Origin of the sequence: Halorussus aquaticus (assembly GCF_024218795.1) — an archaeon.
GTDB lineage: Archaea > Halobacteriota > Halobacteria > Halobacteriales > Haladaptataceae > Halorussus > Halorussus aquaticus.
On the sequence record NZ_CP100400.1, the window covers coordinates 1,482,181 to 1,503,455 of the forward strand.

Here is a 21,275-nt window from a genome sequence, read left to right on the forward strand (position 1 = left end):
TTAAGATTCTCGGCGGTAAGCGCCCCGTAACCGTCGCGACAGTCGGTCCTTACCGGCGCGCGACGAAAATCGTCTCGCCCGGAACCGTCTCGCGCTCGACCGGAACCGCCGGTTGGTCGCCCCCGAGCGTCGTGAACAGGAACGCGGCGTCGTGTCGCCGGGCCGCGTCGAGGGCGGGGCGGTGGAGTTCCGGCGGGAGATTCAGCGCGTAGACGGCGTCGGCGTCGCGGTAGACCGCCGGGTCCGGGTCGAGAACGTCGTCTCTCGCGAACTCGACCCCGACGGGTACCTCGCGGGGGTGAACGTCCGTCGCGGTGACGGACCGACCGGTCTCGGCCAGCGCGGCGGCCACGTCGGTCCGCTCGCCGACGCCGACCTCCACGAGACGTTCGAAGTCCGACAGACAGTTCACGATGGCACGACGGGTTCGGGGACGCACGGCGGGAAGTTTATGGGCCGCTCCCCCATATTGTTTCCCATGCTCGTTGACGTCGTCCCGGTCGGGGACCTCTCCGCGAAAGTGAAACGTCAGGCCTCGACCGCTCTGCGCTCGGTCTACGACTGCGAAGTTACTATCCACGACGCCCAACCGATTCCGACCGGGGCACACGACGAGAAACGCGACCAGTACCGCGCCGAGGAGTTCATCGAACTCGCCGGCCGCGTCGGGTCGGGGGAGAAGAACATCGCCATCACGCCCAAGGACCTCTTCTACCGCCGCCGAAACTACGTCTTCGGTCTCGCCTATCTCGACGGGAACGGCAGCGTCATTTCGACGTACCGTCTCCAGACCTCCAGCGACGGCGGGTTCTCGAACCGGAGCGCGGGCGAAATCTTCGAGGACCGGGTCCGCAAGGAGGTCGTCCACGAGATCGGCCACACCCTCGGTCTCGAACACTGCGACAACAAGCGCTGCGTCATGAACTTCTCGCCGACCGTCCGCGAGGTAGACGTGAAAGAGGAGAACCTCTGTGGCTCCTGTCAGCGCAACGTGCTGTAGTCGGTAGACACGGTGACCGAGAACGCCCGGCCGCCGCGACGATGTCGTTCGCGATACGGAGTCGGGACGCGCGACTCACTCGCTGTTCGATTTCTGACCGGTTTTCCTTCCGAGAGCGAGTCGGGAGAGCGACGCTCGACCGTCACTGCTCGTCCGTCAACTCGTCGGTCTGTCGGTCGAACAGGCCGACTCCTCGCCACCGGACGGTCTCTATCGCCACGCCCACCAGCGAGAGGAGCGCGACGACGAGCCACAACACCTGCCTGCCGAGCCACGCGGGGAGGACGTACTTCGAGATGGCGACCGCGAACCCGAGGTAGCGCTCGACGATAGACTCCCGGCCGCCGTCGGCGAGTCCGCCCTCGGTCGCGGTCGGGCGGTCGCTACTCCCCTCGCCGGGCAGTCTGTCGGCCTCGTAGGGGAGACGCCCGGTCTCGACGGCCCAGACGACGTCGCCGTCCTCGTTCACCTCGGCCACCCGGTCGTTGTACGAGTCGGTGACCAGCGTGTGTCCGTTCGGGAGTCTGTCTGCGTCGCGGGGCCAGTTCAGGGTGGCGCTCCCGCCGAACTCCCAGACCACCTCGCCCGACCGATTCAGTTCCACGACTCTGTCGTGTTCGCTGTCGGCGACCAGCAGGTGGTCGTCCGCGAGTCTGTCGGGATTGTGCTGCTCGTAGATGATGTCGCCCTTCCCAGCGTACTGATTCGGGCCGACCACGGGTTCGACCGTCACCGACCGCTCGGCCGGGTTCGACCCGTTGGCGACGTGGAGTTCGGCCACGGTGTCGAAGTTCCGGAGGCTTATCTGGAACACGCCCGGTCGGAGTCGGTCCACGTCGTTGACGTGCGTCCAGTCGCCCTCCGGTCCTATCCCGGCGGGCCGGTCGTAGGTGTCGGTGGCGTTCCACTCCCAGACGACCTCCTTCTGGCGGTTCACCGCGAACACGCGGTCGTTGCCCATGTCCACCATAACCCAGCGGTCCTCGGTCGCGTTTCCGCCGTCGGAGGCGGCCACGGTGTAGTGGTCGGCGTCGTGGAGTTCGTGTTCGTGGAGTTCCGCGTCGTACCACGCGTACTCCCAGACGACCTCCTTCGTCGATTTGTTCAGAATACGGAGGCTGTTCCGGACGCAGTTCTCGAACCCGTCGTCGCGATAGCGCGCCGGGCACTCCGCGTCGGAGACCTCGTCGGCGGTCGAGACCTGCACTCGGTCGGGTCCGAGCGCCTCGACGTCGAACACGTCGTCCGGTTTCGCGTACTCCCAGACCACGTCGCCGTCGGGGGAGAACTCGACCGCTTTCCCGTCGTGTTTGTACCCCTGCAGTGCGACGAGGGTGTTGTTCTCGGGCTTCTCGTCGCCGATGGTGAGTCGGGGTTGGTCGGGGGCCGACAGCACTCCGACGGACGCCGCGGCGAGCGCGACGACAGCGAGGCACGCCAGTAGTTTGGCGCGACGCTCGTGTCCGGTACCGAACCATGCGGGGAGACGAGTCACTGCGTTGGCCTATGAGTGCGTTGACGAAAATCGTTCGGTTCCGCGACGGACAAGACACTTACCGTTCGTCCGTCCAAGCGTCCGTATGCGTGCGGTCTCCACACACGCGCTCCTCGCGCTCGCCCTCCTCACACTCGTCGTTTCGGCTGGCTGTGCGGACACGTATCGCGTCAGTGACGAACCGCCGGACGGGGTGACGACGGACGCCGAATCGACCACCACGAAGACGCCGACTCAAACGACGCCTGCCACGACCGACGACGAACCACAGAAGGGCGACCAGTTCCTCTCTGTCTCGTCACTCGACGAGAGTCGGGCGATGCAGTGGAACGCCAGCAAGCGCGCGGCCTTCGAGAACCTCTCGGACGAGCGCCAGCGGGTCGTCCGGCGAGCCATCGAGTGCGACTGCAACGTCGAGTTGAGCGGCGAGTTCAGCTTCTACGACAAAGAGCGCGTGGAGGTGGTCGAGGACGACGGGACGTACTACTTCCTCCGGGTCAGCATCGTCTGAGGCGTTGTGCGCAAAGAAAAGGGTGTAACCGCGTCAGGGCGCGTAGTAGTACTCGCCCGACTTCTTCTGCTCTTTGTCGAGTTGACTGCCCGGCTTGTTGATGCGCGGGCGGCCGACGTTCTCGTCGCGCCGGAACGTGATGTCGAGGTTGGCGAGGAAGTCGTTCATCCCCTCGCGCATCCCCTTCGGTTCGCTCGCGCGGCCCTGCACCGCGGGTTCGCCGTCGAACACCATGAGTCGGTCGGCGAGCAGGTCTATCATGTAGATGTCGTGGTCGATGACCATCACGGTGGCGTCCTGCTGTTCGGCGAACCGCCGGATGGCGTTGGTCGCGCGGACGCGCTGTTCGACGTCGAGGTACGCCGAGGGTTCGTCGAGCAGGTAGAGGTCCGCCGACTCCGAGAGGGTGGCCGCGATGGCGACCCGCTGGCGCTCGCCGCCAGAGAGGTCGAGCAGGTTCTGCTCCATGATGCGGTCCAACTGGAGCGGTTGGCCGATCTCGGTGTTCCAGTACGACGACCCCACCTTGTCGGTTATCGAGCGCAGGAACGCCTCGACCTGCATCGGTTGGTCGATTTCGATGTACTGGGGCTTGTAGGCGATGTCCAACTCGAAGCCGAGTTCGCCCTCGTCGGGGTCGAGTCGCCCGGCGAGCAACTCGGCGAACGTCGACTTCCCGATACCGTTCGGGCCGACGATGCCGAGCACCTCGTTCTCGCGGATGGTGCCGCCTTCCACGTCCAGACCGAACTCGCCCTCGCCGTAGGACTTCGAGACGTCGGGATACTCGACCAGCGTGTCGGCGCGCGACACCTGCCGAGGAGCGTGTTCCTCGAACTCGATGGCGTTGGGCCGGATGCGCATGTTCTCGTTCTGGAGGTACCCCTTGAGGTACTCGTTGATGCCGTTCCGAACCGATTTGGGGTCGGTGATGACACCGTACGCGCCGGGTTCACCGTACGCGACGTGGAGGTTGTCGGCCACGAGGTCGAGGATGGCGAGGTCGTGTTCGACCACGAGCATCGACTTGCCGTGTTCCTCGGCCATCTCCTGAATCAGTCGCGCGGCCTTCACGCGCTGGCTGATGTCGAGATAGGGCGTAATCTCGTCGATGAAGTAGAAGTCCACGTCGCGGGCCAGACACGCCACCAGCGCCACGCGCTGGAGTTCGCCGCCCGAGAGGCTGTCAATGTCCTGCTCGCGGACGTGTTCGATGTCGAGTCGTTCGAGCAGGTCGTCCAGCACGCCCCGCTCGTCCACGTTCTCCAGCAGTTGCTCGGTCGAACCGTCGAACTGGTCGGGAATCTTGTCCACGTACTGGGGCTTGCGCGCGACGCTCACCTCGCCGTCCCGGACGTCAGAGAGGTAGTCCTGTAGCTCCGTGCCGCGGTACGCGTCCAGCACCGCGTCCCATCCCGGCGGGTCGCCGTGCTGGCCGAGGTTCGGTGCGAGTTCGCCCGCCAGAATCCTGACGGCCGTGGTCTTCCCGATACCGTTCGGCCCGAGGATGCCGGTGACCTGCCCCTCCAGCGGGACCGGCAGGCCGTACAGCGAGAAGGCGTTCTCGCCGTACCGGTGGACCGGTTCGTCGTCGAGTTCCTGCGGGAGGTTGATTATCTCTATCGCGTCGAACGGACACTTCTCGACGCAGATACCGCAGGTCTCGCCGAGGCAAATCTCCTCGCTGATGTGTACTTGGTCGGGGTCGCCCTCGTCGGCGTCGTCGCCGCGCAGCGTGATGCACTCCTTGCCCGTCCGGTTGGGCGGGCAGTAGTTCTTACACTCGTAGTTGCATCGGTCGGGTTGACACCGTTCGAGGTCCACGACCGCGATACTGTCGTCCGCCATCGGTTAGAAGGTGACTCCGTTGGTCAGGAGAATCGTCCACGTGACGAACCACAGCGAGAACGTCATGAACAGCACGTAGAGGTGGTCCTTCGTGGAGAAATCTTCGACGTCGATGCCGAGTGCCTGTAAGATGGGTAACTGGACGATGACGAACGCACCCACGATGCCCAGCGCTAACTGGTCTTTCGGCGCGGTGCCGAGAAACATCGCCGACACGAACGCTGCGGCGATGCCGCCTAACGAGGCGAGGGCCGTCACCGTGACGCCCCTGACGTGGGATGCTCGTCGCTCGGATGCCTGTTCGGTCGCCATGACTGTCTTTCAGTGACGCGAGTTGAAGGCCTTTTTGTTACGTTCGGAACCCGCTGGCCCGGACGAGTCGCCCAGCGCCGCCACCGAACAGTGCCAGACGTTCTCAATACTTTTATACTGGTCGGGTGTTTCGATTCGTAACGATGGCAACTCAGTCCGAGTTAGAGGACATCGACGACCTGCCGCCCAGTGCGAAACTGGTTTTCAAGGTACTCGAGTACAAGGGTGCGCTCACCCAGAAACAGATAGTCGAGGAGTCGATGCTATCGGCCCGTACGGTCCGGTACGCGCTCGAACGACTCGAAGAACTGGACGTCGTACAGGAGGATGTCTACTTCGCCGACGCCCGCCAGAACCTCTACGAGATCGACGTCGCGTGCGACACCTCGGCCGACTCCGCCGAGGCGCAGAAGTGCGCCGAGTAGCCGAGTAATCACCTCTCGCCGACCGGTCGTCCGAGCGCGACCCTCCGAGTCGGTCGCGCGTTCCCCACGTCTCTCAGCCGTGCGTATCGCGCGCGGCTATCCATCTTCCCGCGGTCCGCGTCGGCGAGCGTTCGACTACGCCCGCACGATGGCGATCTGTTGCTCGCGGTCGATGGCCCGTTCCAGTTCCTCCGCGATCGCGCTGCCGCGCGAGACCTGAATGTCGCCGCCGCGACCGACCGTCGCGGTGAACAGGTACTCGCCGTCGGCCTGCACCTCTACCGTCTCCCCGGCGTGGCCGTCGGTCGGGAGGACGATGTGCCGGGAGGTGATGTCCGGCGTCACGACTTCGCCCTGCGTGGCCGTCGCGCCCGCCGCGCTCGCTCCCGCGCCACCGCCTGCGCCGGAGGCCGACTGGGGTAGTTCGTCGAGGGTGCGCACGTCGATGTCGATGCCGAGGCGGTTCTCGATGTCGTCGATGCGCCCGCCGCCCTTGCCGATGACGTAGGAGATGTCGTCGTCGCTGACGTACACCGTGGCGCGGTTCTGGCCCTGCACTTCCACCTCGACCGGTCCGCGAGCGACCGACTGAATCTCCCGCTCTATCTCCTGCTTGGCCAACTTCGAGACGCCGCCCTCCTCGCGTTCGCCCTCGTTCAGCGGCACCGTGACGACCTGCCGGTTGAAGGTGTAGATTTCGTACTCGGGGCGGCCGGTCTCGAAGTCCTGAATCATGATGACCGGTCGCGCGAGGTCCTCCTCCATCAGGCCCTCGGGCACCTTGACCTGCGTGGACACGTCGTACACCTTGTTCACTTCCCCGGCCTCGATGTAGACCACGGTGTCCACTATCTGGGGAATCATGCCGAGTTCGACCCGGCCGACGAGGCGCTGGAGCGCGTCGATGGCGCGGGTCGCGTGGACGACGCCAATCATGCCGACGCCCGCCAGTCGCATGTCGGCGAACACCTCGAAGTCGTCGGTCTTACGCACCTCGTCGTAGATGGTGTAGTCGGGGCGGACCATCAACAGCGAGTCGGCGGTCTTCTCCATCTCGCCGCCCAACTCGGTGTACTGGGTGATTTCGGGACCGACCTGCAGGTCGCGGGGCTTCTCCATCGTCTTGACCGCGAAGTCGTGGTCCACGAGGAACTCGCCGACGGCCTGCGCGAACGTGGACTTCCCGGCACCGGGCGACCCGGCGATGAGGACGCCGCGCTGGCGTTCGAGGAGTCGGTCCTTGAGTTCGTCGGCGTGCTCGTAGTCCTCCATCGCGGTCTTGACGATGGGTCGGACCGCGGTTATCTCCCACCCGTCGGCGAACGGCGGTTCCGCGATGGCGATGCGGTAATCGCGGAACTGGACGATGGTCATGCCGGGTTCGTCGAGTTCGATGAACCCCTCGTCGCTCTCCTTCGCGCTGTCGATTATCTCTTGGGCGATTTCCCGGACCGCCGCCTCGTCGGTCGGGTCCTCGCCGATGGTCTGGTAGGACATGTCGCCCACGTCGCCGCGCTTGGCCATCGGTTCGACCCCGGCCTTGAGGTGGACGCTCATGGTCTGCTCGTCGAAGTAGTCCTCGATAGAGAGGCGGCCCACGTCCGTCTCCTCGACCCGCGGGGAGACGTACTCGACCTCGATGCCCTTCGCCTGCGCCACCTCGCTCTGGACCACGTCGCTGGTGACGAACACCGCGTCGTATTCGGCCGCCAGTTCCCGAATCAGGGCGTCTATCTCGCCTTCGCTGGCGCGGCCCTGCTCGTCGGCGTCGGGTCGCTCGCCGACGTAGTCCAGTTCGATGGTCCCCTCGTCGGCGAGGTCGGCGAGTCGCTGGAGTTCCGACAGGCCGTCCCACCCGCTCTCGGCCCCGCCGTTGGCCTGCGCTTCGAGTTCGGCCACCACGGCCTCGGGCACCAGTATCGTCGCGCCCTCGAAGTCGCCGTCCTCGATTCGGTCGGATATCCGACCGTCGATGACGACGCTCGTGTCCGGTAGTACGTTCATACGCGCCTTTTGGTGCGGCGCGTTGATACTCTTTACGAGGGGGCCACGCGCGTCGGCGGGCCAGCGAACGCGCGTTCGCGGGGCAACAACCTTCAATCGCGTCGGCCCCCTGTCACTGGTATGGGTGTACTCGAATCGCTGACCGACGACGGCGGCGGGGTGAGTTGGCTCCTCGTCGGGGTTCTCGCACTGGCGGTGCTGGAGAACCTCGTGGACGGCGACCTCGTCTGGACCGCGTTTCTCGTCGCGACGCTGGTCGTCCTCGTCCTCCCGGCGGTCGTGTTACGCGACCCCGACGCGATGCTTCCGCCGACGGTGACCGCGCTGGCGGTCCTCCCCGGCGTGACGCGGGCGGTCGGTCCCGCGTGGGTCACCGAGTACGCGACCTACGTCGGGGTCGCCGCGGTGTCGCTCGCGGTCGTGGCCGAGTTGACGCTGTTCACCGAGGCCGAACTCTCGCCGCGGTTCGCCGACGCGATGGTCGTCCTGACGACGATGGCGGCCATCGGCGCGTGGGCGGTCCTCCAGTTCTACTCCGACCGCTACCTCGGAACCGAACTCCTCGGGTCGAAGCGCGCGGTGAACTGGGAGTTCGTCAGGGCCACCGTGGCTGGCGTCGTGGCGGCCGTCGTCTTCGAACTCTACTTCGAGTCCGAGACGAGTAGCGACGCCAACCTCGCCGATTTACCGGAGGGTGACTGCGGGTGACGGAACTGCTGTCCGACGCCCGCGAACGACTGGCCGTCCGCCTGCTACAGGCCGGACTCGTCGCCATCGCGGCGTACGGTCTCTTCCGCGGTGAGGTGGGCGTCGCCGTCAACGCGGTCGTCGCGCTGGCGGTCACGTTCGTCCCGGCGCTGCTCCGGCGCGACGCCGGCGTCTCGATGGACGTTAGTTACGTCCTGTGGCTGGCGGTGGCGGTGTTCCTGCACGCAGTGGGCATGCTGGGTCCCTACCAGAACATTCCGTGGTACGACGCCGTGACCCACGCCCTCTCGGCGTCGATAGTCGCCGGAGCGGGCTACGCCACGGTCGAGACGATACACCGGAACTCCGAGCGGACGACTCTACCGGGGGAGTTACAGTTCGCCTTCGTCTTCATCTTCGTGATGGCGTTCGGCGTCCTCTGGGAGATACTCGAGTTCGGGGCCGAACTGCTGGCGGGGTTCGTCGGCGCGAAGGTGCTGGTCCAGTACGGACTCGACGACATCGTCAACGACCTCGTGTTCAATCAGGTGGGTGCGCTCGTCGTCGCCGGGTGGGACGCCTCGCGACCGGAGGAAATCGCCGACGAGGCGACGGACGACTGATTTATCCGCCGCCGTCACGTAACGCGGTCCATGCGTCACGAACACCTCGTGGTCACGGTCGAGGCCGGACTCAAGGAGCGCATCGACGCCGACCTCGACCCCGGCGAGTCGCTCGAATCGTGGATCGCCGACGCGGTGGAGCGGAAACTGGCCGCGGAGAGCGACGAGGGAGACGACGCCGAGGGGGTCCGCGAGCGCGACGGGGACCGTGGCGTCGGTGGGGGCCGCGACCCCGACAGTCGTCGCGGCGGCCCGCCGGACCGCGACCGAGACGGCGGACGCGGCGTCGGGGCGGGCCGCCGCGGTCGGAACGGGACCGCACGGGACAGCGCCAGCGACGGTGACGACGCCGACGAATCCGGCGACTACGACGAGGGGTTCGAGTACGTGGACGACTGCGGCATCTGACTACTCCGACCACGTCACGTTGCGAGTGAGGACGAACACGAGCAGCGCCATCACCAGTTGGCCGAGCAGCGCCTCCGACGCGGCGATGGGTTTGGCCCCCAGCAGCGGTTGCATGTCGCCGTACCCCAGCGTGGCGAACGTCACCGTGCTGAGATAGAGGCTATGGGGGAACACCACGAGGAGGTTGTACCACACGTTGGAGTCGTAGGTGTACCTGACTGGTTCACCACCCGGCGTCCCTCCCAGTACCTCACCGAAGAACGGAAACAGCAGCGCACAGGTGAAGATGATGACCACCGCGGTTCCGATTACCCGCCACGGGTTCGACCCGTACCCGGTCGTCCACCGCCACGCCTCCTTGCCGAGCGCTCGCGGGTACGACTGGAACTCCCACGCCTCGCGCCGCCGGACGTTCTTGCGCTGGTTGTAGTAGTCCCGCGAGGCCTGCGTCAGGCCGTTCTCCTCGGCGAGTCGCTGGAGTTCGTTGTACGTCCAGTGGGCGGCCTCGTACCGACTCAGTCGGTCCCTGTTACGGTCCGACCGTCGCCTGCGGAGCGCCGCGAGTCGCCCCTCGTCGGTCGATTCCAGCAGTTCCGTCTCGTACACCACGTTGTCGCCGAACGTCGTGGACTCGTCGATTCGGGCGTTGTCGAACACCGCGTAATGGAGTTGCGCCCCGGACAGGTCCGCGCCGCGGAGGTCGGTGCGGTGGAACTCGGTGTGTTCGAGGTTCGAGTCCCGGAGGTCCACGCCGTGGGCATCGACCCCCTCGAAGTGCGAGTACCGGAGGTCGGCGTCGCTCAGGTCGGCGTTCTCCAGGTTGGAGTTGACGAATCGAGCGTCGGTAATCGTCTTCCCGGCCAGCCAGTCCCCGTCTGACAGTTCGACGTCGCGGAAGATGGCCCCGTCGAGGCGTTCGCCGATTTCGGGTGCGGCGTCCTCCAGCACGCGGGTCGGTTTCTGGGCGACGTCGGCGTGCCAGATGCACCGCTCGGTGTCGCCCCAGACCGGCCGCCAGCAGCAGACGCCGCCGAGGTTGGAGACCGCGCTGGCCTCGTGGACGTGTCCGCATCGGTTCTCCGTCGAGGACGCTCGCTCCCGAGAAACGTCCGATGCTTCCCCGGACGTAGACTGCATCTCCCCAGACATAGACTGCTTTTCGTCCCGAACCTCTTTCAGGTTATGCCCGAGTAACCGCGTATCGGCCACTCGGGGGTCGGCCACTCGGGTTTACCGACTCGGGAACGTACCTGCGGGCGTGCTCGAACTGTATCAGGCGGAAGGCTGTCCCTACTCGAAGAAAGTTCGGAAACAGATGCAGGCGCTCGGACTGTCCTACGTCGCGCACAACCCCCGTACCCACGGCGGCGAGGTGCGCGACGAGCAGGCCCACGAGCGACTGATAGAACTCGGCGGCGAGGACCAGATTCCGTTCCTCGTGGACCCCGAGCGCGACGAATCGCTCTACGAGAGCGACGACATCGTTCAGTACCTCGACCGTCACTACGGAGACACCGGCGGTACCTGACCGGAACCGCGCGAAGACACCGCTCTCGGAGTGGCGCCGGGGAGGCCACCACGCCTTTTCTCGCTCACCCCGTCCACTCCGACATGGTCGATATGCAAGCGATTCACGACGAGATATACCGAATCCGGGAGGAGACCGACGCCAGCAGTGAGGTTCGGAACACCCTCCAGTCGATAGAGCGCTCGCTGTCGGGGATGGAGTCGGACGAGGAGTCGCCGGGGAAGTACGCCGACCGAATCAAGGAGGTCCGGGCGGAACTCGACCGCCTCTCGGACGACACCGAGGGCGAGACCGCCCGGGAACTCGACCGCCTGCGCGAGCAAGTCCGGGAGTACGAACGAGAGGACGCGTAGGTACAAGTGGACGCGTCCGTTCTGGAGCGTTCGTCTGCCACCGAGGATACGGTCGCTCCCGAGCGATACCCGACGCGCCGCGGTTCCGCGACCCACGTTTTGAAGCGCCTCGCGGTCCACACCCGACACATGAGCGAAGTCGTCGAGTTGACCCGCGGACTCGTCTCGATTCCGAGCCACGACGACGAGACCGAGGCGGGCGACTACATCGAGAACTGGCTCCGCGAGGAGACCGACGCCGAGGTGACCCGCGACGACGCCGGGAACGTGGTCGCGCGACGTGGCCCCGCCGACGCCGCCTCGCTCGCACTCGTCGGCCACCACGACGTAGTTCCCCCGGCCGACTCTCAGACCACGGCGGCGGGCGAGTACGTCGTCGAGGAGCGCGACGGCCGACTCCACGGTCGGGGCACGGCGGACATGAAGGGCGCGGTGGCGGCGGCGATGCTCGCGTTCAGGGACGCCGCGGTGGGCGACACCGCGAGCGGTCGGACGCGGTCCGACGACGCCGACCGCGGCGGTTCGGACGTCGACCAGCCCTCGGAACTCGTCTTCGCCAGTTTCGTCGGCGAGGAGCAGGGCGGCGTCGGCGCGCGAGCGGCCATCGAAGACGGCTTCGCCCCGGACTACGCCATCGTGGGCGAAGGCTCGACGGGCTACTCCGCCGAGGGGGCGACCGACGTGGCGGTCGCCCACAAGGGACGCCGGGGGAGTACCGTCACCGCTCGCGGGTCGGCAGCCCACGCCAGCGAACCCGAGGCTGGCGAGAACGCGGTCTATCGGGCCTGCGACGCCGTAGACGTGATTCGGGACCTCGAGTTCCCCGCGGTCGAAGTGTTCGGCGAGGAGGTCAGGGGGAGCGTCGCCGTGACCGAAATCGACGGCGGGAGCGCGTGGAACGTGATTCCCGAGGCGTGCGAGGTGACGGTGGACGAGCGAACCGTCCCCGGCGAGCGCGCCCCGCTGGAGCGCGTCGAGGAAATCGAGGGCGTGGAGTGGACCGTCGAGCAGGACCTCCCCCCGATGCGCTGCGACGACGCCGACTTCGCCGAGACCGTACTGGCGGCCGCGAGCGACGCACAGGTGGCCGACCCCGAACTGGTCTCGAAGCCCCACGCCACCGACGCGGGGTGGCTGGCCGAGGCCGGGACGACCTGCGTCGTCTGCGGCGTCGCGGAACCCGGCGAGGCCCACACCGACACCGAGAGCGCGAGTATCGAGGTGCTGGAGCGGTGCTACGACATCTACCGGGACGCGGCCGAGCGGTTCTGAGCGACGGCGTTTCGATTCGAAATCCGCGCTTTGATAACGCCTGACAGCGTACTCCTCCCCGATGGCAAGCGAAGCCGCCGCCGACGAGGCGTCCGACACCTACTCGGAGTTCATCGACAAGGTAGAGCGACTGACGAACCTCGGACACGCCGGGGGCGTCCTCGGTTGGGACCAGGAGGTCATGATGCCCGAGGGCGGCACGCCCGCCCGCTCGAAGCAGCGCTCGGCGCTCTCGACGGTGACGCACGAGATTCTCACGTCCGACGAGATGGCCGAGATGCTCGACGAGTTGGAGGACGAGGACCTGACCGACGAGCGGGAAGCGGTCGTCCGCGAGGTCCGGCGTAAGCACGACCGGGCCGCAAGAGTACCGCAGGACCTCGTGGAGGAGATATCGCAGGTCTCCTCGGAGGCGATGCCCGTCTGGAAGGAGGCCCGCGAGGAGGACGACTTCTCGACGTTCGCGCCCACCCTCGAGAAACTGGTCGAACTCAAGCGCGAGCAGGCCGAACACATCGACCCGGACCGCGACCCCTACGAAGTGCTGTTCGAGGACTACGAACCGTACCTCGGCATCGACACCGCCGAGCGCGTCCTCCAGCGACTACGCGACGAACTCGTCCCGTTGGTCGAGGACATCCGGGAGAGCGACGCCGACCTCGCCACCGACGCGTTCGAGGGCGAGTACGACACCGACACGCAGGAGGAACTGACCCGCGACGTGCTCGACACGCTCGGCTACGACTGGGACCACGGCCGCCTCGACACCGCGCCCCACCCGTTCTCGTCGGGCAACCAGTTCGACGCCCGCGTCACGACACGGTTCAACGAGGCGGACCCGCTGGGCGCGCTGATGAGCACCATCCACGAGTTCGGCCACGCGACGTACACCCTCGGTCTCCCCCGCGAACACTACGGGACGCCGCTGGGTAGCTCGCGCGACATGACGGTCCACGAGTCCCAGTCGCGCCTCTGGGAGAACCACGTCGGCCGGTCGGAGGCGTTCTGGCAGCGCTTCCTGCCGAAGGTCAAGGAGCGCTTCCCCGACAAACTCGACGACGCGAGCGTCGAGGACGTGTACGAGGCCGCCAACGAGGTGTACGAGGACAACCTCATCCGGGTCGAGGCCGACGAACTCACCTACCACATGCACATCGTGGTCCGGTTCGAAATCGAGCGCGACCTCATCCGCGGCGACCTCGACGTGGAGGACGTGCCCGAGGTCTGGAACGACAAGTACGAGGAGTATCTGGGCGTCCGGCCCGACTCCGACGCCGAGGGCTGTCTGCAGGACATCCACTGGAGCCACGGTGACTTCGGCTACTTCCCGACCTACTCGCTCGGGAGCGTCCTCGCGGCCCAACTGTTCGACGCCGCGGAGGACGACGTCGAGAATCTGGACGAGAAGGTCGCGGCGGGCGACTTCGAGGACCTCCACGACTGGCTGACCGAGGAGATTCACCGACACGGGAGTCGCTACACCACCGACGAACTGATTCGGCAGGCCACCGGCGAGGAGTACACCGCCGACTACTTCCTCGACTACGTGAAGTCGAAGTACGGCGACCTCTACGAACTGGACGACTACCAGTAGAGCGTCAGTTCCCTTCGAGCGCCTGCTTCAATTCTCGCGCCGTCTTCTGCTCGCTCACGTGCAACAGGAACTCGCCGCTCCACTCCTCGGATTCGAGTTTGCGAGCCAAGCCGGGTGCGAGTGTCGCCTCGTAGAGCATCTCGCCCTCGAAGTACGCCCGGATGGGGTGGTCGTCGCGGTTCTCGAACGCGCCCGCCCGTTCGAGTCCGTCCGTGAAGGCCGTAGTTCCCTCGTCCGTGAGCGTCACGAGTAACTGATAGCCGTCGCCGGTTCTGCTCCGCTCGACGTCGCCCACCGAGGCCACGTCCGCGCCGGTCACGAGTTCGATTTCGCGGTCGCCGTCCGCGACGACGATTCGGAACGCGCTCGCGTCGGTGGTGGCGGTCCCGTCGTCCGCGGTCGGTTCGTCACTGGAAGGAGTCTCACCGCTCGCGGTGGTTCCGTCTGTTTCGGTCGTTCCGTCGCCGCTGTCGGTCGAGACGGCGTCTCGGGCTCGACTGCAACCGGAACCGCCCCCCAGCGCGAGACATCCCGCCGCGAGGACCTGTCTTCGGGAAGGCATGCGAAAACGTTGCCTAATTAGCATCTTAAGCGTTCGGTCGGGGCGAGAACTGGTGACTACCCCCACGCCCTCGCCGCCACCCTCATTTTGATACGTCGGGAATGCGAGGTGAGCGTATGGCCGACGCGTACGACGACCTCCTCGACCGATTCGGACGAATCTCCGCGCTCGGAGACAGCGGCGGCGTCCTCTACTGGGACCAGCAGGTGACGATGCCCGAAGGCGGGACGCCTGCCCGCTCCAAGCAACTCTCGGCGCTCTCGGCGGTCACCCACGAGAAACTGACCGACGACGAGACCGGCCGACTGCTCGACGCCGCCGCCGACGAAGACCTGACCGACGAACAGCGGGCGGTCGTCCGGGAGATTCGCCGCGAGTACGACCGCGAACGGAAGATACCCGAGTCGCTCGTGGAGGACCACACCCGCCTCCAGTCCGAGGCACAGGACGACTGGCGGGAGGCGAAGGCGAACGACGACTTCTCGGCGTTCGAACCCACGCTGGAGCGACTGCTGGACCTCCGCATCGAACGGGCCGAACACATCGACCCCGACCGCGACCCCTACGAGGTCATGTTCGAGGACGGCGAACCCTATCTCGGACTCGACACCGTAGAGCGCATCTTCGAGGAACTGAAGGACGGGCTCGTCCCGCTCATCGAGGACATCCGGGCGAGCGAGGACGTGCCGCCCGCCTTCGAAGGGACCTTCGACACCGACACTCAGCGAGAACTCTCGGAGGCGGCGCTGGACCTGCTGGGCTACGACTGGGACCGCGGACGCCTCGACACCTCGACCCACCCGTTCACCTCGGGGACCCAGTTCGACGCCCGCATCACGACCCGGTTCGACGAGTCGGACCTCCTCGGCGCGCTGAGTTCGACCATCCACGAGTTCGGCCACGCGACCTACGCGCTGGGTCTGCGCGACGACGCCTACGGGACGCCGCTCGGCGACTCGCGCTCCCACGGCGTCCACGAGTCCCAGTCGCGCTTCTGGGAGAACCACGTCGGTCGGACGAAGGAGTTCTGGGAACTGTTCCTGCCGACCGTGAAAGATCACTTCCCGGAACTCTCGGACGTGACGCCCGAGGAGGCCTACCGGGCCGCCAACCGCGTGGAGGCCGACAACGTGATTCGCGTTGAGGCCGACGAACTCACCTACCACATGCACATCATCCTGCGGTCCGAGATAGAACACGAGTTCGTCTCGGGCGACCTCGCGGTGAGCGAGATTCCCGCCGCGTGGGACGACAAGATGGAGCAGTACCTCGGCGTTCGGCCCGACTCCGACGCCGAGGGCTGTCTGCAGGACATCCACTGGACCGGCGGGTTCGCCCGGTTCCAGAACTACACGGTCGGGAGCGTCCTCGCGGCCCAACTCTGGGCGACCATCGAGGACGAACTCGACGACCCCCGCGGCCTGATTCGGGCGGGCGACTTCGAACCGCTCCACGACTGGTTCCGCGAGAACGTCCACCGCCACGGCCAGCGCTACACCACCGACGAACTGATTCGACAGGCCACCGGCGAGGAACTGACCGCCGACTACTTCCTCGACTACGCCGAGGAGAAGTTCGGCGAAATCTACGACCTGTAGCGCTCGGAACCGACGGTTCTTCGCTCCGCATCGCGCTCGTCGGCGTCGGTTCGGACGACTATCGTCGCGCCGCCGACCGCTCCCGACCGACGGAACTCCCCGGCGACCGCAACGACTATTGGCCGACGGAGCGTCGAACGCGACGAACGGTCACGAACTCCACCGATGGTCGTCTGGCTTCACATGGGGTGGCGCGACGTGCTGTTCGCCAACTGGGCGGCGGACCCGAGCGTCGTCGCCCCGCACGTCCCCGACTCGGTCTCGCTCGACACGTACGACGGCCGGGCGTGGCTCTCGGTCGTCGCGTTCGTCAACGTAGACGTGCGTCCCCGCTGGCTTCCGGCCGGGACGGGTATCCGGATTCCGGAGGTCAACCTCCGCACCTACGTCACCCGCGAGGGGCGACCGGGCGTCTACTTCTTCAATCTCGACGTGTCCGACCCGTTTACGGTCCTCGGCGCGCGACTCACTCACCTCCTGCCGTACTACTTCGCGTCCATCTCGGTCGAATCCCGCGACGACCGAGTCCGGTTCGAGAGCAGACGCCGCCATCCGGGGGCGCGGCCCGCGAGGTTCGACGCAACCTACGGGCCGGAGGGCGAGCGGTTCGAGGCCGAGCGCGGGTCGCTGGCCGAGTTCCTCACCGAACGCGACCGCTACTACACTGAGTCGCCGCGCGGACGGCTTCGGTACGCCGACGTTCACCACGCGAAGTGGCCGCTCTACGACGCCGATGCGACCGTCGAGGAGAACTCGCTGTTCCGGGCCAACGCCTTCGAGACGCCCGACGCCGACCCGATATGTTACTACAGTCCAGCGGTCCGCGTCCTCGCCTCGCCGAGTCGTCGCTGGACGCCGTCCGCGGTCGAGGTCGAGACCGCCGCGAGCGAGGCCGACGACGGTCGCCCGTCCGGCGAGCGACTCCAGCGACCGCCGTAGTCCGACGTCGGTCGGAGTCTGACGGGGTCGGACTCCCGTAATCGAAGCCCGCCGTACTCTGACGAGCGTCGTCACTCTCGGGTGACGAGACTTCCGTAAAAGATGCTAATTCGGACGGTTACGCGCCAGCCTCTTCGAGGGCGTCTTCGAGTTCGTCACGCTGGGTGACGCCGACGAACCGCTCCACGACGCCGTCGTCGTTCTCGACGACGATGGTCGGGATGGAACGGACCTGATACTCGTTCGCCACATCTTGGTGTTCGTCTACGTCTATCTTCTCGAATTCGACGCCGTCCCAGTCGCCCTCCATCTCTTCGAGAATCGGGTCCTGAGTCTTGCACGGCCCACACCAGTCCGCGTAAAAGTCCTTCAGTGTGACAGTCATCGTGTTCTTCCGAACGTATCTTCGCCGCGCGCATAAGGGTTTCCCACCGACGCGACTTTGCCGCGTTCCCGCCGACCGCCGCGCCGGTCCGACGACCCTCGGTTCGACCTCGTGCGCACCGGACCGCTCCGATTCGACATCCCGACGCCGCCACCCCACTCCGAAAGGTTTAGGCGACCGGCGAACGGAGCGACGAACATGAGCAGTGGCCAGAACTCCGGCGGACTGATGTCCAGCGCCGGACTCGTCCGGTACTTCGACGCCGAGGACCGCAACGCGATACGCATCGACCCCAAGACCATCGTCGCCTTCGGCGTCCTCTTCGGCGTCTTCATCGAAGTCCTGAACGTCCTCGGACTGTAGTCGGCGAGCGCACTCGATTCGGCGTCCCGGCTTTCGATTCCTCACTGTTACTCCGTCGTCATCGCCCGATTTCGCGCCCTCCGGACGGCCGTCAGCGCTATCCCGGTCGTCGTCGGCGTTCCCCTATGCGCGTCCCGTTCACCAGCACCGCCGACCCGGAACGCGACCGTCGCGTCGATGCGGACTCGGCGAGTGCCACCGACAGCGCTCCTCGACTCGCCGCCAGAATCGCCGAGGGAGCGAGAGCCGGGTTCGTCGCCACGCTCGTGATGACGGCCTACCGGCTCCCGGTCTCTCGCTCGTTACCGCCGACCGCGCTGTTCTGGTCGAAGTTCGTCTCCGGCGACGACCCCGACGACCATCCGATAATCGCGCTCGCGCTCCACCTGCTGTACGGCGCCGTCGGCGGAGCCATCTTCGGCGCGCTGACACCGTTCGACGCGGGCAGTTCCGCCGGTTCCACTGGGTCGCACGAACCCGGACGTTCGACGGACGACGACCACCGTGAGACCGCCTCCCGGGAAGTCGTCGGTCTGCTCTGGGGGTCGGTCTACGCGCTCGCGCTCTCGGTCTTCGGCGAACGCGTCGTGTTGGAGCGGGTCCTCGACATGGACCCCGAGGTGGACGAGCGCCTCGTCTTCCACGCGGGTCACCTCGTCTACGGTCTCAGCCTCGGCACGCTGTTCGGGTCCCGGACGAGCGACGAGGAGTGAGTCGGCGTCCCGAGGCGCGCCACTTTTGCTCTCCGAATCCGTACCGGCGGACATGACTCTCAGAGCGGGCGTCGTCGCGGTGCAGGGCGACGTGAGCGAACACGCCGACGCCCTCCGGCGCGCCAGCGAGGAGTACGGTCGAGAGGCCAAAGTCGTCGAAGTACGGACCGAGGGGACGGTCCCGGACTGCGACCTGTTGGTGATGCCGGGCGGGGAATCGACGACCATCTCGCGACTGCTCCGCGACGAGGGCATCGCCGAGGAGATAGTCGCCCACGTCGAGGCGGCCAAGCCCCTGTTGGCGACCTGCGCGGGTCTCATCGTGGCCGCGACCGACGCCGGGGACGACCGCGTCGAGACCCTCGGCGTCGCGGACGTGACCGTCGAACGCAACGCCTTCGGCAGGCAGAAGGACAGTTTCGAGGCACCGCTCGACGTGGCGGGACTTGACGACCCCTTCCCCGCGGTGTTCATCCGCGCGCCGGTCATCGCCGACGTCGGCGAAGGCGTCGAGGTGCTGGCCGAGTGGAACGGTCGCCCGGTCGCGGTCCGAGACGGTCCGGTGGTCGGCACCTCGTTCCACCCCGAACTGACGCCCGACTCCCGGATTCACGGTCTCGCGCTCTTCGAGAGCGAACTCGCCGAGCGCCTTCCGGCGCCCGACCAGTAGGGCAGACTTTTCTTTCTGGCCGCCGTCGGTCGGGGTATGAACGCCGACATCGACGCGGTGCGCGTGGCGATGACCGACGACGGGCCGGTCCCGGTCGTCGTACTCGCCGCAGACGACGAGGACGGTGTACTCCCGATATTCATCGGTTTCGACGAAGCCGTCAGCATCGCTCGCGGCATGGAGGCCGAGGACATCGGCCGCCCGCTGACCCACGACCTGACGCTCGACCTCGTGGAGGAACTCGGCGGACGAGTCACCCGCGTCGTCGTCTCGTCGCTGGAGGACAACACCTACATCGCCGACCTCCACGTCGATACGCCGCGGGGCGACACCGTGGTGGACGCCCGGCCCAGCGACTCGCTGGCGCTCGCGGCCCGGACCAACGCCCCGGTCGAGGTCGAGTCGGACGTGTTCGAGTCGGGGCGGCGCGACCGCGAGGAGTTCGACCAACTGCAGGACATCCGGGAGGTCGCGGAGCTGAACCCATGAGCGGGGACCAGACCGGCGAGTCGTCCGATGTCGAGGACGACGCCACCGACGCCGTACTGGACGAACTGTTCGCGGTCGTGGAGGACCGCAAGGAGACCCTGCCCGAGGACTCCTACACCGCCTCGCTGTTCACCCACGAGAAGGGCGAGAACGCGGTGCTGGAGAAACTCGGCGAGGAGACCACCGAACTCCTGCTGGCCGCGAAGGACGACGACCGCGAGGAGATAGCCCACGAGAGCGCCGACATCGTCTACCACCTGCTCGTGCTGTTGTCGATGAAGGAGATGGACCTCGCGGACCTGCGGGCGGAACTGCGCGAGCGTCGCTGATTCGACCGCTCTCCCTCCGAGTCCGGTTCCCGTTCTCCATCCGGGATTCGTTTTCCAGTTTTTCGTCGTGCGGTCGGCGCGCGCTGGCGTCATCGCGCCGTCGGCGCGATTGCTCGGAAGACGCGGTTGTCTTCCGGCGCGACCCGTCAGTGGTCGTGCCGATATGCGCGAGGGTGAGCATCGCAGGGAGCGGAGCGACCGAGAAGCGCAGTCGGTTGGGGAGGCGTGAGGCCCGCGGTCGCGGTGCTGTGCGGAGACTCATTCGTACCGGCAGTAGCTAGCTTTTCCGTCGTCTTCTCACCGAGCGGCTCCACTATACCGAGAAATTCCACTACGCCGAAGAACTCCACCACGCCGAAAACCCTTACTCCACCTTCTCGAACCGGTGGCGGACCACTTCGCTGTCGTCGCACCACTCGAAGTTCTCGTGCGCCCGGTTCAGTATCTCGCGGTACTCCTCCAAGTCCGCCATCCCCTCGGCGCGGGCGTCCTCGTCGGTCAGGTCGCCGAGCGTTCGCTCGCTGACTTCTACGACCTCGAACGACTCGCCGTCCACCTCGAACCGGTCGCCCGCCTCGGCGTACTGGTCGCCCCGGTGAATCTGGGTGATCTGGCCGTCCTGTGCGCCCCGGCGCATCCGCTCGTTCGGGAGCAGGTCGTCGGCGTCGATTGTCGCCATGCCACACGGTTCGGACCCGACCGGGAAAACGATTCGCGTACAGGCGCAATTTCCGGTCCCGTTCTGGGTCCCGCCGTGGAGTCGGAGTCCGACCGCGAATCTACGCCTCGGCTATCCACGCGCCCACTGCCCCGGCGAGCGCGCTTTCGAGACCCATCGCGAGCGCGATGACGACGCCGACGAGGAAGACGCCGCCGCTGAGGACGGGACCGAGCGGGCCGAGTCCGACCGCACCGAGGGCGCTGACCGCGACGCCGAAAATCAGCGCCACGAGGACGCCGCCGAGCGACCCGGCGAGCAGGCCGTGCCACGCGCCGCGTCCCGCGCCGCCTGCGGCCATGTACCCGGCGACGAACCCGCCGACGAGACCGGCCGCGAGTTGCCCCACTCCGGGGACGGCGAGTCCGACCACGCCGACGACGGTCATGACGACGAACCCGACAGCGACTGCGTACCAGTTGGTCATAGAATACTTCTCGTACGTTCTA

General features: G+C 66.6%; 27 protein-coding genes. 17 read left to right on the top strand and 10 right to left on the bottom strand.

The window, feature by feature from the left end; translation table 11 throughout:
* Positions 1-49: 49 nt before the first annotated feature.
* Positions 50-412 (bottom strand): UPF0146 family protein, encoded by a 363-nt coding sequence (locus tag NGM06_RS07665; RefSeq protein WP_379793384.1) that lies wholly within the window; start codon positions 410-412, stop codon positions 50-52.
* Positions 413-478: 66 nt separating this feature from the next.
* Here NGM06_RS07665 and NGM06_RS07670 point away from each other — a divergent pair, with 66 nt between their 5' ends.
* Positions 479-1,000, top strand: coding sequence for an archaemetzincin family Zn-dependent metalloprotease (locus NGM06_RS07670; protein WP_254269703.1), 522 nt, complete (start codon positions 479-481; stop codon positions 998-1,000).
* A 142-nt stretch (positions 1,001-1,142) separates the two neighbouring features.
* Here the strand turns inward: NGM06_RS07670 and NGM06_RS07675 are convergent, their stop codons facing one another.
* Positions 1,143-2,495, bottom strand: a complete 1,353-nt coding sequence (locus NGM06_RS07675; RefSeq protein WP_254269704.1) for a hypothetical protein — start codon at positions 2,493-2,495, stop codon at positions 1,143-1,145.
* A gap of 85 nt (positions 2,496-2,580) precedes the next feature.
* Here NGM06_RS07675 and NGM06_RS07680 point away from each other — a divergent pair, with 85 nt between their 5' ends.
* On the top strand, positions 2,581-3,006 hold the full coding sequence (locus NGM06_RS07680; RefSeq protein ID WP_254269705.1) for a DUF7979 domain-containing protein: 426 nt from the start codon (positions 2,581-2,583) through the stop codon (positions 3,004-3,006).
* 33 nt (positions 3,007-3,039) lie between these two features.
* Here NGM06_RS07680 and NGM06_RS07685 read toward each other — a convergent pair whose 3' ends face one another.
* Complete coding sequence (locus NGM06_RS07685) at positions 3,040-4,854, bottom strand: ribosome biogenesis/translation initiation ATPase RLI (RefSeq protein ID WP_254269706.1); 1,815 nt, start codon at positions 4,852-4,854, stop codon at positions 3,040-3,042.
* A gap of 3 nt (positions 4,855-4,857) precedes the next feature.
* On the bottom strand, positions 4,858-5,166 hold the full coding sequence (locus tag NGM06_RS07690) for an EMC6-like membrane protein (RefSeq protein ID WP_254269707.1): 309 nt from the start codon (positions 5,164-5,166) through the stop codon (positions 4,858-4,860).
* 143 nt (positions 5,167-5,309) lie between these two features.
* On the opposite strand from NGM06_RS07690, the gene NGM06_RS07695 reads away from it, so the two are divergent.
* Positions 5,310-5,591, top strand: a complete 282-nt coding sequence (locus NGM06_RS07695; RefSeq protein ID WP_254269708.1) for a helix-turn-helix transcriptional regulator — start codon at positions 5,310-5,312, stop codon at positions 5,589-5,591.
* 135 nt (positions 5,592-5,726) lie between these two features.
* Here NGM06_RS07695 and NGM06_RS07700 read toward each other — a convergent pair whose 3' ends face one another.
* On the bottom strand, positions 5,727-7,595 hold the full coding sequence (locus NGM06_RS07700; RefSeq protein WP_254269709.1) for a PINc/VapC family ATPase: 1,869 nt from the start codon (positions 7,593-7,595) through the stop codon (positions 5,727-5,729).
* 120 nt (positions 7,596-7,715) lie between these two features.
* Here NGM06_RS07700 and NGM06_RS07705 point away from each other — a divergent pair, with 120 nt between their 5' ends.
* The 3 genes from NGM06_RS07705 to NGM06_RS07715 are packed head-to-tail and all read left to right on the top strand — an operon-like array spanning position 7,716 to position 9,313.
* Complete coding sequence (locus NGM06_RS07705) at positions 7,716-8,303, top strand: hypothetical protein (protein ID WP_254269710.1); 588 nt, start codon at positions 7,716-7,718, stop codon at positions 8,301-8,303.
* Positions 8,300-8,905 carry a DUF2238 domain-containing protein gene (locus NGM06_RS07710; RefSeq protein WP_254269711.1) on the top strand — a complete coding sequence of 202 codons (606 nt, stop codon included), beginning with the start codon at positions 8,300-8,302 and terminating at the stop codon, positions 8,903-8,905. Before NGM06_RS07705 ends, NGM06_RS07710 begins: the two co-directional genes overlap by 4 nt.
* Positions 8,906-8,935: 30 nt before the next feature.
* The gene (locus tag NGM06_RS07715) at positions 8,936-9,313 is read left to right on the top strand and encodes a hypothetical protein (protein ID WP_254269712.1); all 378 of its coding nucleotides are present in this window, start codon (positions 8,936-8,938) and stop codon (positions 9,311-9,313) included.
* Here the strand turns inward: NGM06_RS07715 and NGM06_RS07720 are convergent, their stop codons facing one another.
* On the bottom strand, positions 9,314-10,462 hold the full coding sequence (locus NGM06_RS07720) for a pentapeptide repeat-containing protein (protein ID WP_254269713.1): 1,149 nt from the start codon (positions 10,460-10,462) through the stop codon (positions 9,314-9,316).
* A 109-nt stretch (positions 10,463-10,571) separates the two neighbouring features.
* Here NGM06_RS07720 and NGM06_RS07725 point away from each other — a divergent pair, with 109 nt between their 5' ends.
* The 4 genes from NGM06_RS07725 to NGM06_RS07740 all read left to right on the top strand — a co-directional run bounded on the left by NGM06_RS07725 (position 10,572) and on the right by NGM06_RS07740 (position 14,060).
* The gene (locus NGM06_RS07725) at positions 10,572-10,841 is read left to right on the top strand and encodes a glutathione S-transferase N-terminal domain-containing protein (protein ID WP_254269714.1); all 270 of its coding nucleotides are present in this window, start codon (positions 10,572-10,574) and stop codon (positions 10,839-10,841) included.
* A gap of 83 nt (positions 10,842-10,924) precedes the next feature.
* Positions 10,925-11,194, top strand: a complete 270-nt coding sequence (locus NGM06_RS07730) for a DUF7553 family protein (protein ID WP_254269715.1) — start codon at positions 10,925-10,927, stop codon at positions 11,192-11,194.
* Positions 11,195-11,323: 129 nt separating this feature from the next.
* Complete coding sequence (locus NGM06_RS07735) at positions 11,324-12,466, top strand: M20 family metallopeptidase (protein WP_254269716.1); 1,143 nt, start codon at positions 11,324-11,326, stop codon at positions 12,464-12,466.
* Positions 12,467-12,527: 61 nt separating this feature from the next.
* The gene (locus NGM06_RS07740) at positions 12,528-14,060 is read left to right on the top strand and encodes a carboxypeptidase M32 (protein ID WP_254269717.1); all 1,533 of its coding nucleotides are present in this window, start codon (positions 12,528-12,530) and stop codon (positions 14,058-14,060) included.
* A 4-nt stretch (positions 14,061-14,064) separates the two neighbouring features.
* On the opposite strand, the gene NGM06_RS07745 is transcribed toward NGM06_RS07740, so the two are convergent.
* Positions 14,065-14,622, bottom strand: coding sequence for a preprotein translocase subunit SecD family protein (locus NGM06_RS07745; RefSeq protein WP_254269718.1), 558 nt, complete (start codon positions 14,620-14,622; stop codon positions 14,065-14,067).
* A 116-nt stretch (positions 14,623-14,738) separates the two neighbouring features.
* On the opposite strand from NGM06_RS07745, the gene NGM06_RS07750 reads away from it, so the two are divergent.
* Positions 14,739-16,220 (top strand): carboxypeptidase M32, encoded by a 1,482-nt coding sequence (locus NGM06_RS07750; RefSeq protein ID WP_254269719.1) that lies wholly within the window; start codon positions 14,739-14,741, stop codon positions 16,218-16,220.
* 165 nt (positions 16,221-16,385) lie between these two features.
* Positions 16,386-17,159 (top strand): YqjF family protein, encoded by a 774-nt coding sequence (locus tag NGM06_RS07755; protein WP_254269720.1) that lies wholly within the window; start codon positions 16,386-16,388, stop codon positions 17,157-17,159.
* A gap of 118 nt (positions 17,160-17,277) precedes the next feature.
* On the opposite strand, the gene NGM06_RS07760 is transcribed toward NGM06_RS07755, so the two are convergent.
* Positions 17,278-17,544 (bottom strand): thioredoxin family protein, encoded by a 267-nt coding sequence (locus tag NGM06_RS07760; RefSeq protein WP_163522531.1) that lies wholly within the window; start codon positions 17,542-17,544, stop codon positions 17,278-17,280.
* Positions 17,545-17,742: 198 nt separating this feature from the next.
* Between NGM06_RS07760 and NGM06_RS07765 the strand changes: the two genes are divergently transcribed.
* From NGM06_RS07765 to hisE, 5 genes are all read left to right on the top strand, one after another.
* Entirely contained in the window at positions 17,743-17,907 is a 165-nt protein-coding gene (locus NGM06_RS07765) for a preprotein translocase subunit Sec61beta (RefSeq protein WP_163522530.1), read from the top strand.
* 125 nt (positions 17,908-18,032) lie between these two features.
* Positions 18,033-18,620 (top strand): hypothetical protein, encoded by a 588-nt coding sequence (locus tag NGM06_RS07770; RefSeq protein WP_254269721.1) that lies wholly within the window; start codon positions 18,033-18,035, stop codon positions 18,618-18,620.
* A gap of 52 nt (positions 18,621-18,672) precedes the next feature.
* Positions 18,673-19,290 carry a pyridoxal 5'-phosphate synthase glutaminase subunit PdxT gene (gene pdxT / locus NGM06_RS07775; protein WP_254269722.1) on the top strand — a complete coding sequence of 206 codons (618 nt, stop codon included), beginning with the start codon at positions 18,673-18,675 and terminating at the stop codon, positions 19,288-19,290.
* A gap of 36 nt (positions 19,291-19,326) precedes the next feature.
* Positions 19,327-19,779, top strand: a complete 453-nt coding sequence (locus NGM06_RS07780) for a bifunctional nuclease family protein (RefSeq protein ID WP_254269723.1) — start codon at positions 19,327-19,329, stop codon at positions 19,777-19,779.
* On the top strand, positions 19,776-20,108 hold the full coding sequence (gene hisE, locus NGM06_RS07785; protein WP_254269724.1) for a phosphoribosyl-ATP diphosphatase: 333 nt from the start codon (positions 19,776-19,778) through the stop codon (positions 20,106-20,108). Before NGM06_RS07780 ends, hisE begins: the two co-directional genes overlap by 4 nt.
* A 364-nt stretch (positions 20,109-20,472) precedes the next feature.
* Here the strand turns inward: hisE and NGM06_RS07790 are convergent, their stop codons facing one another.
* Together NGM06_RS07790 and NGM06_RS07795 are read right to left on the bottom strand one after the other, a co-directional pair.
* The gene (locus tag NGM06_RS07790; protein ID WP_254269725.1) at positions 20,473-20,787 is read right to left on the bottom strand and encodes an ASCH domain-containing protein; all 315 of its coding nucleotides are present in this window, start codon (positions 20,785-20,787) and stop codon (positions 20,473-20,475) included.
* A gap of 100 nt (positions 20,788-20,887) precedes the next feature.
* Entirely contained in the window at positions 20,888-21,253 is a 366-nt protein-coding gene (locus NGM06_RS07795; protein ID WP_254269726.1) for a DUF5518 domain-containing protein, read from the bottom strand.
* Positions 21,254-21,275: the final 22 nt, after the last annotated feature.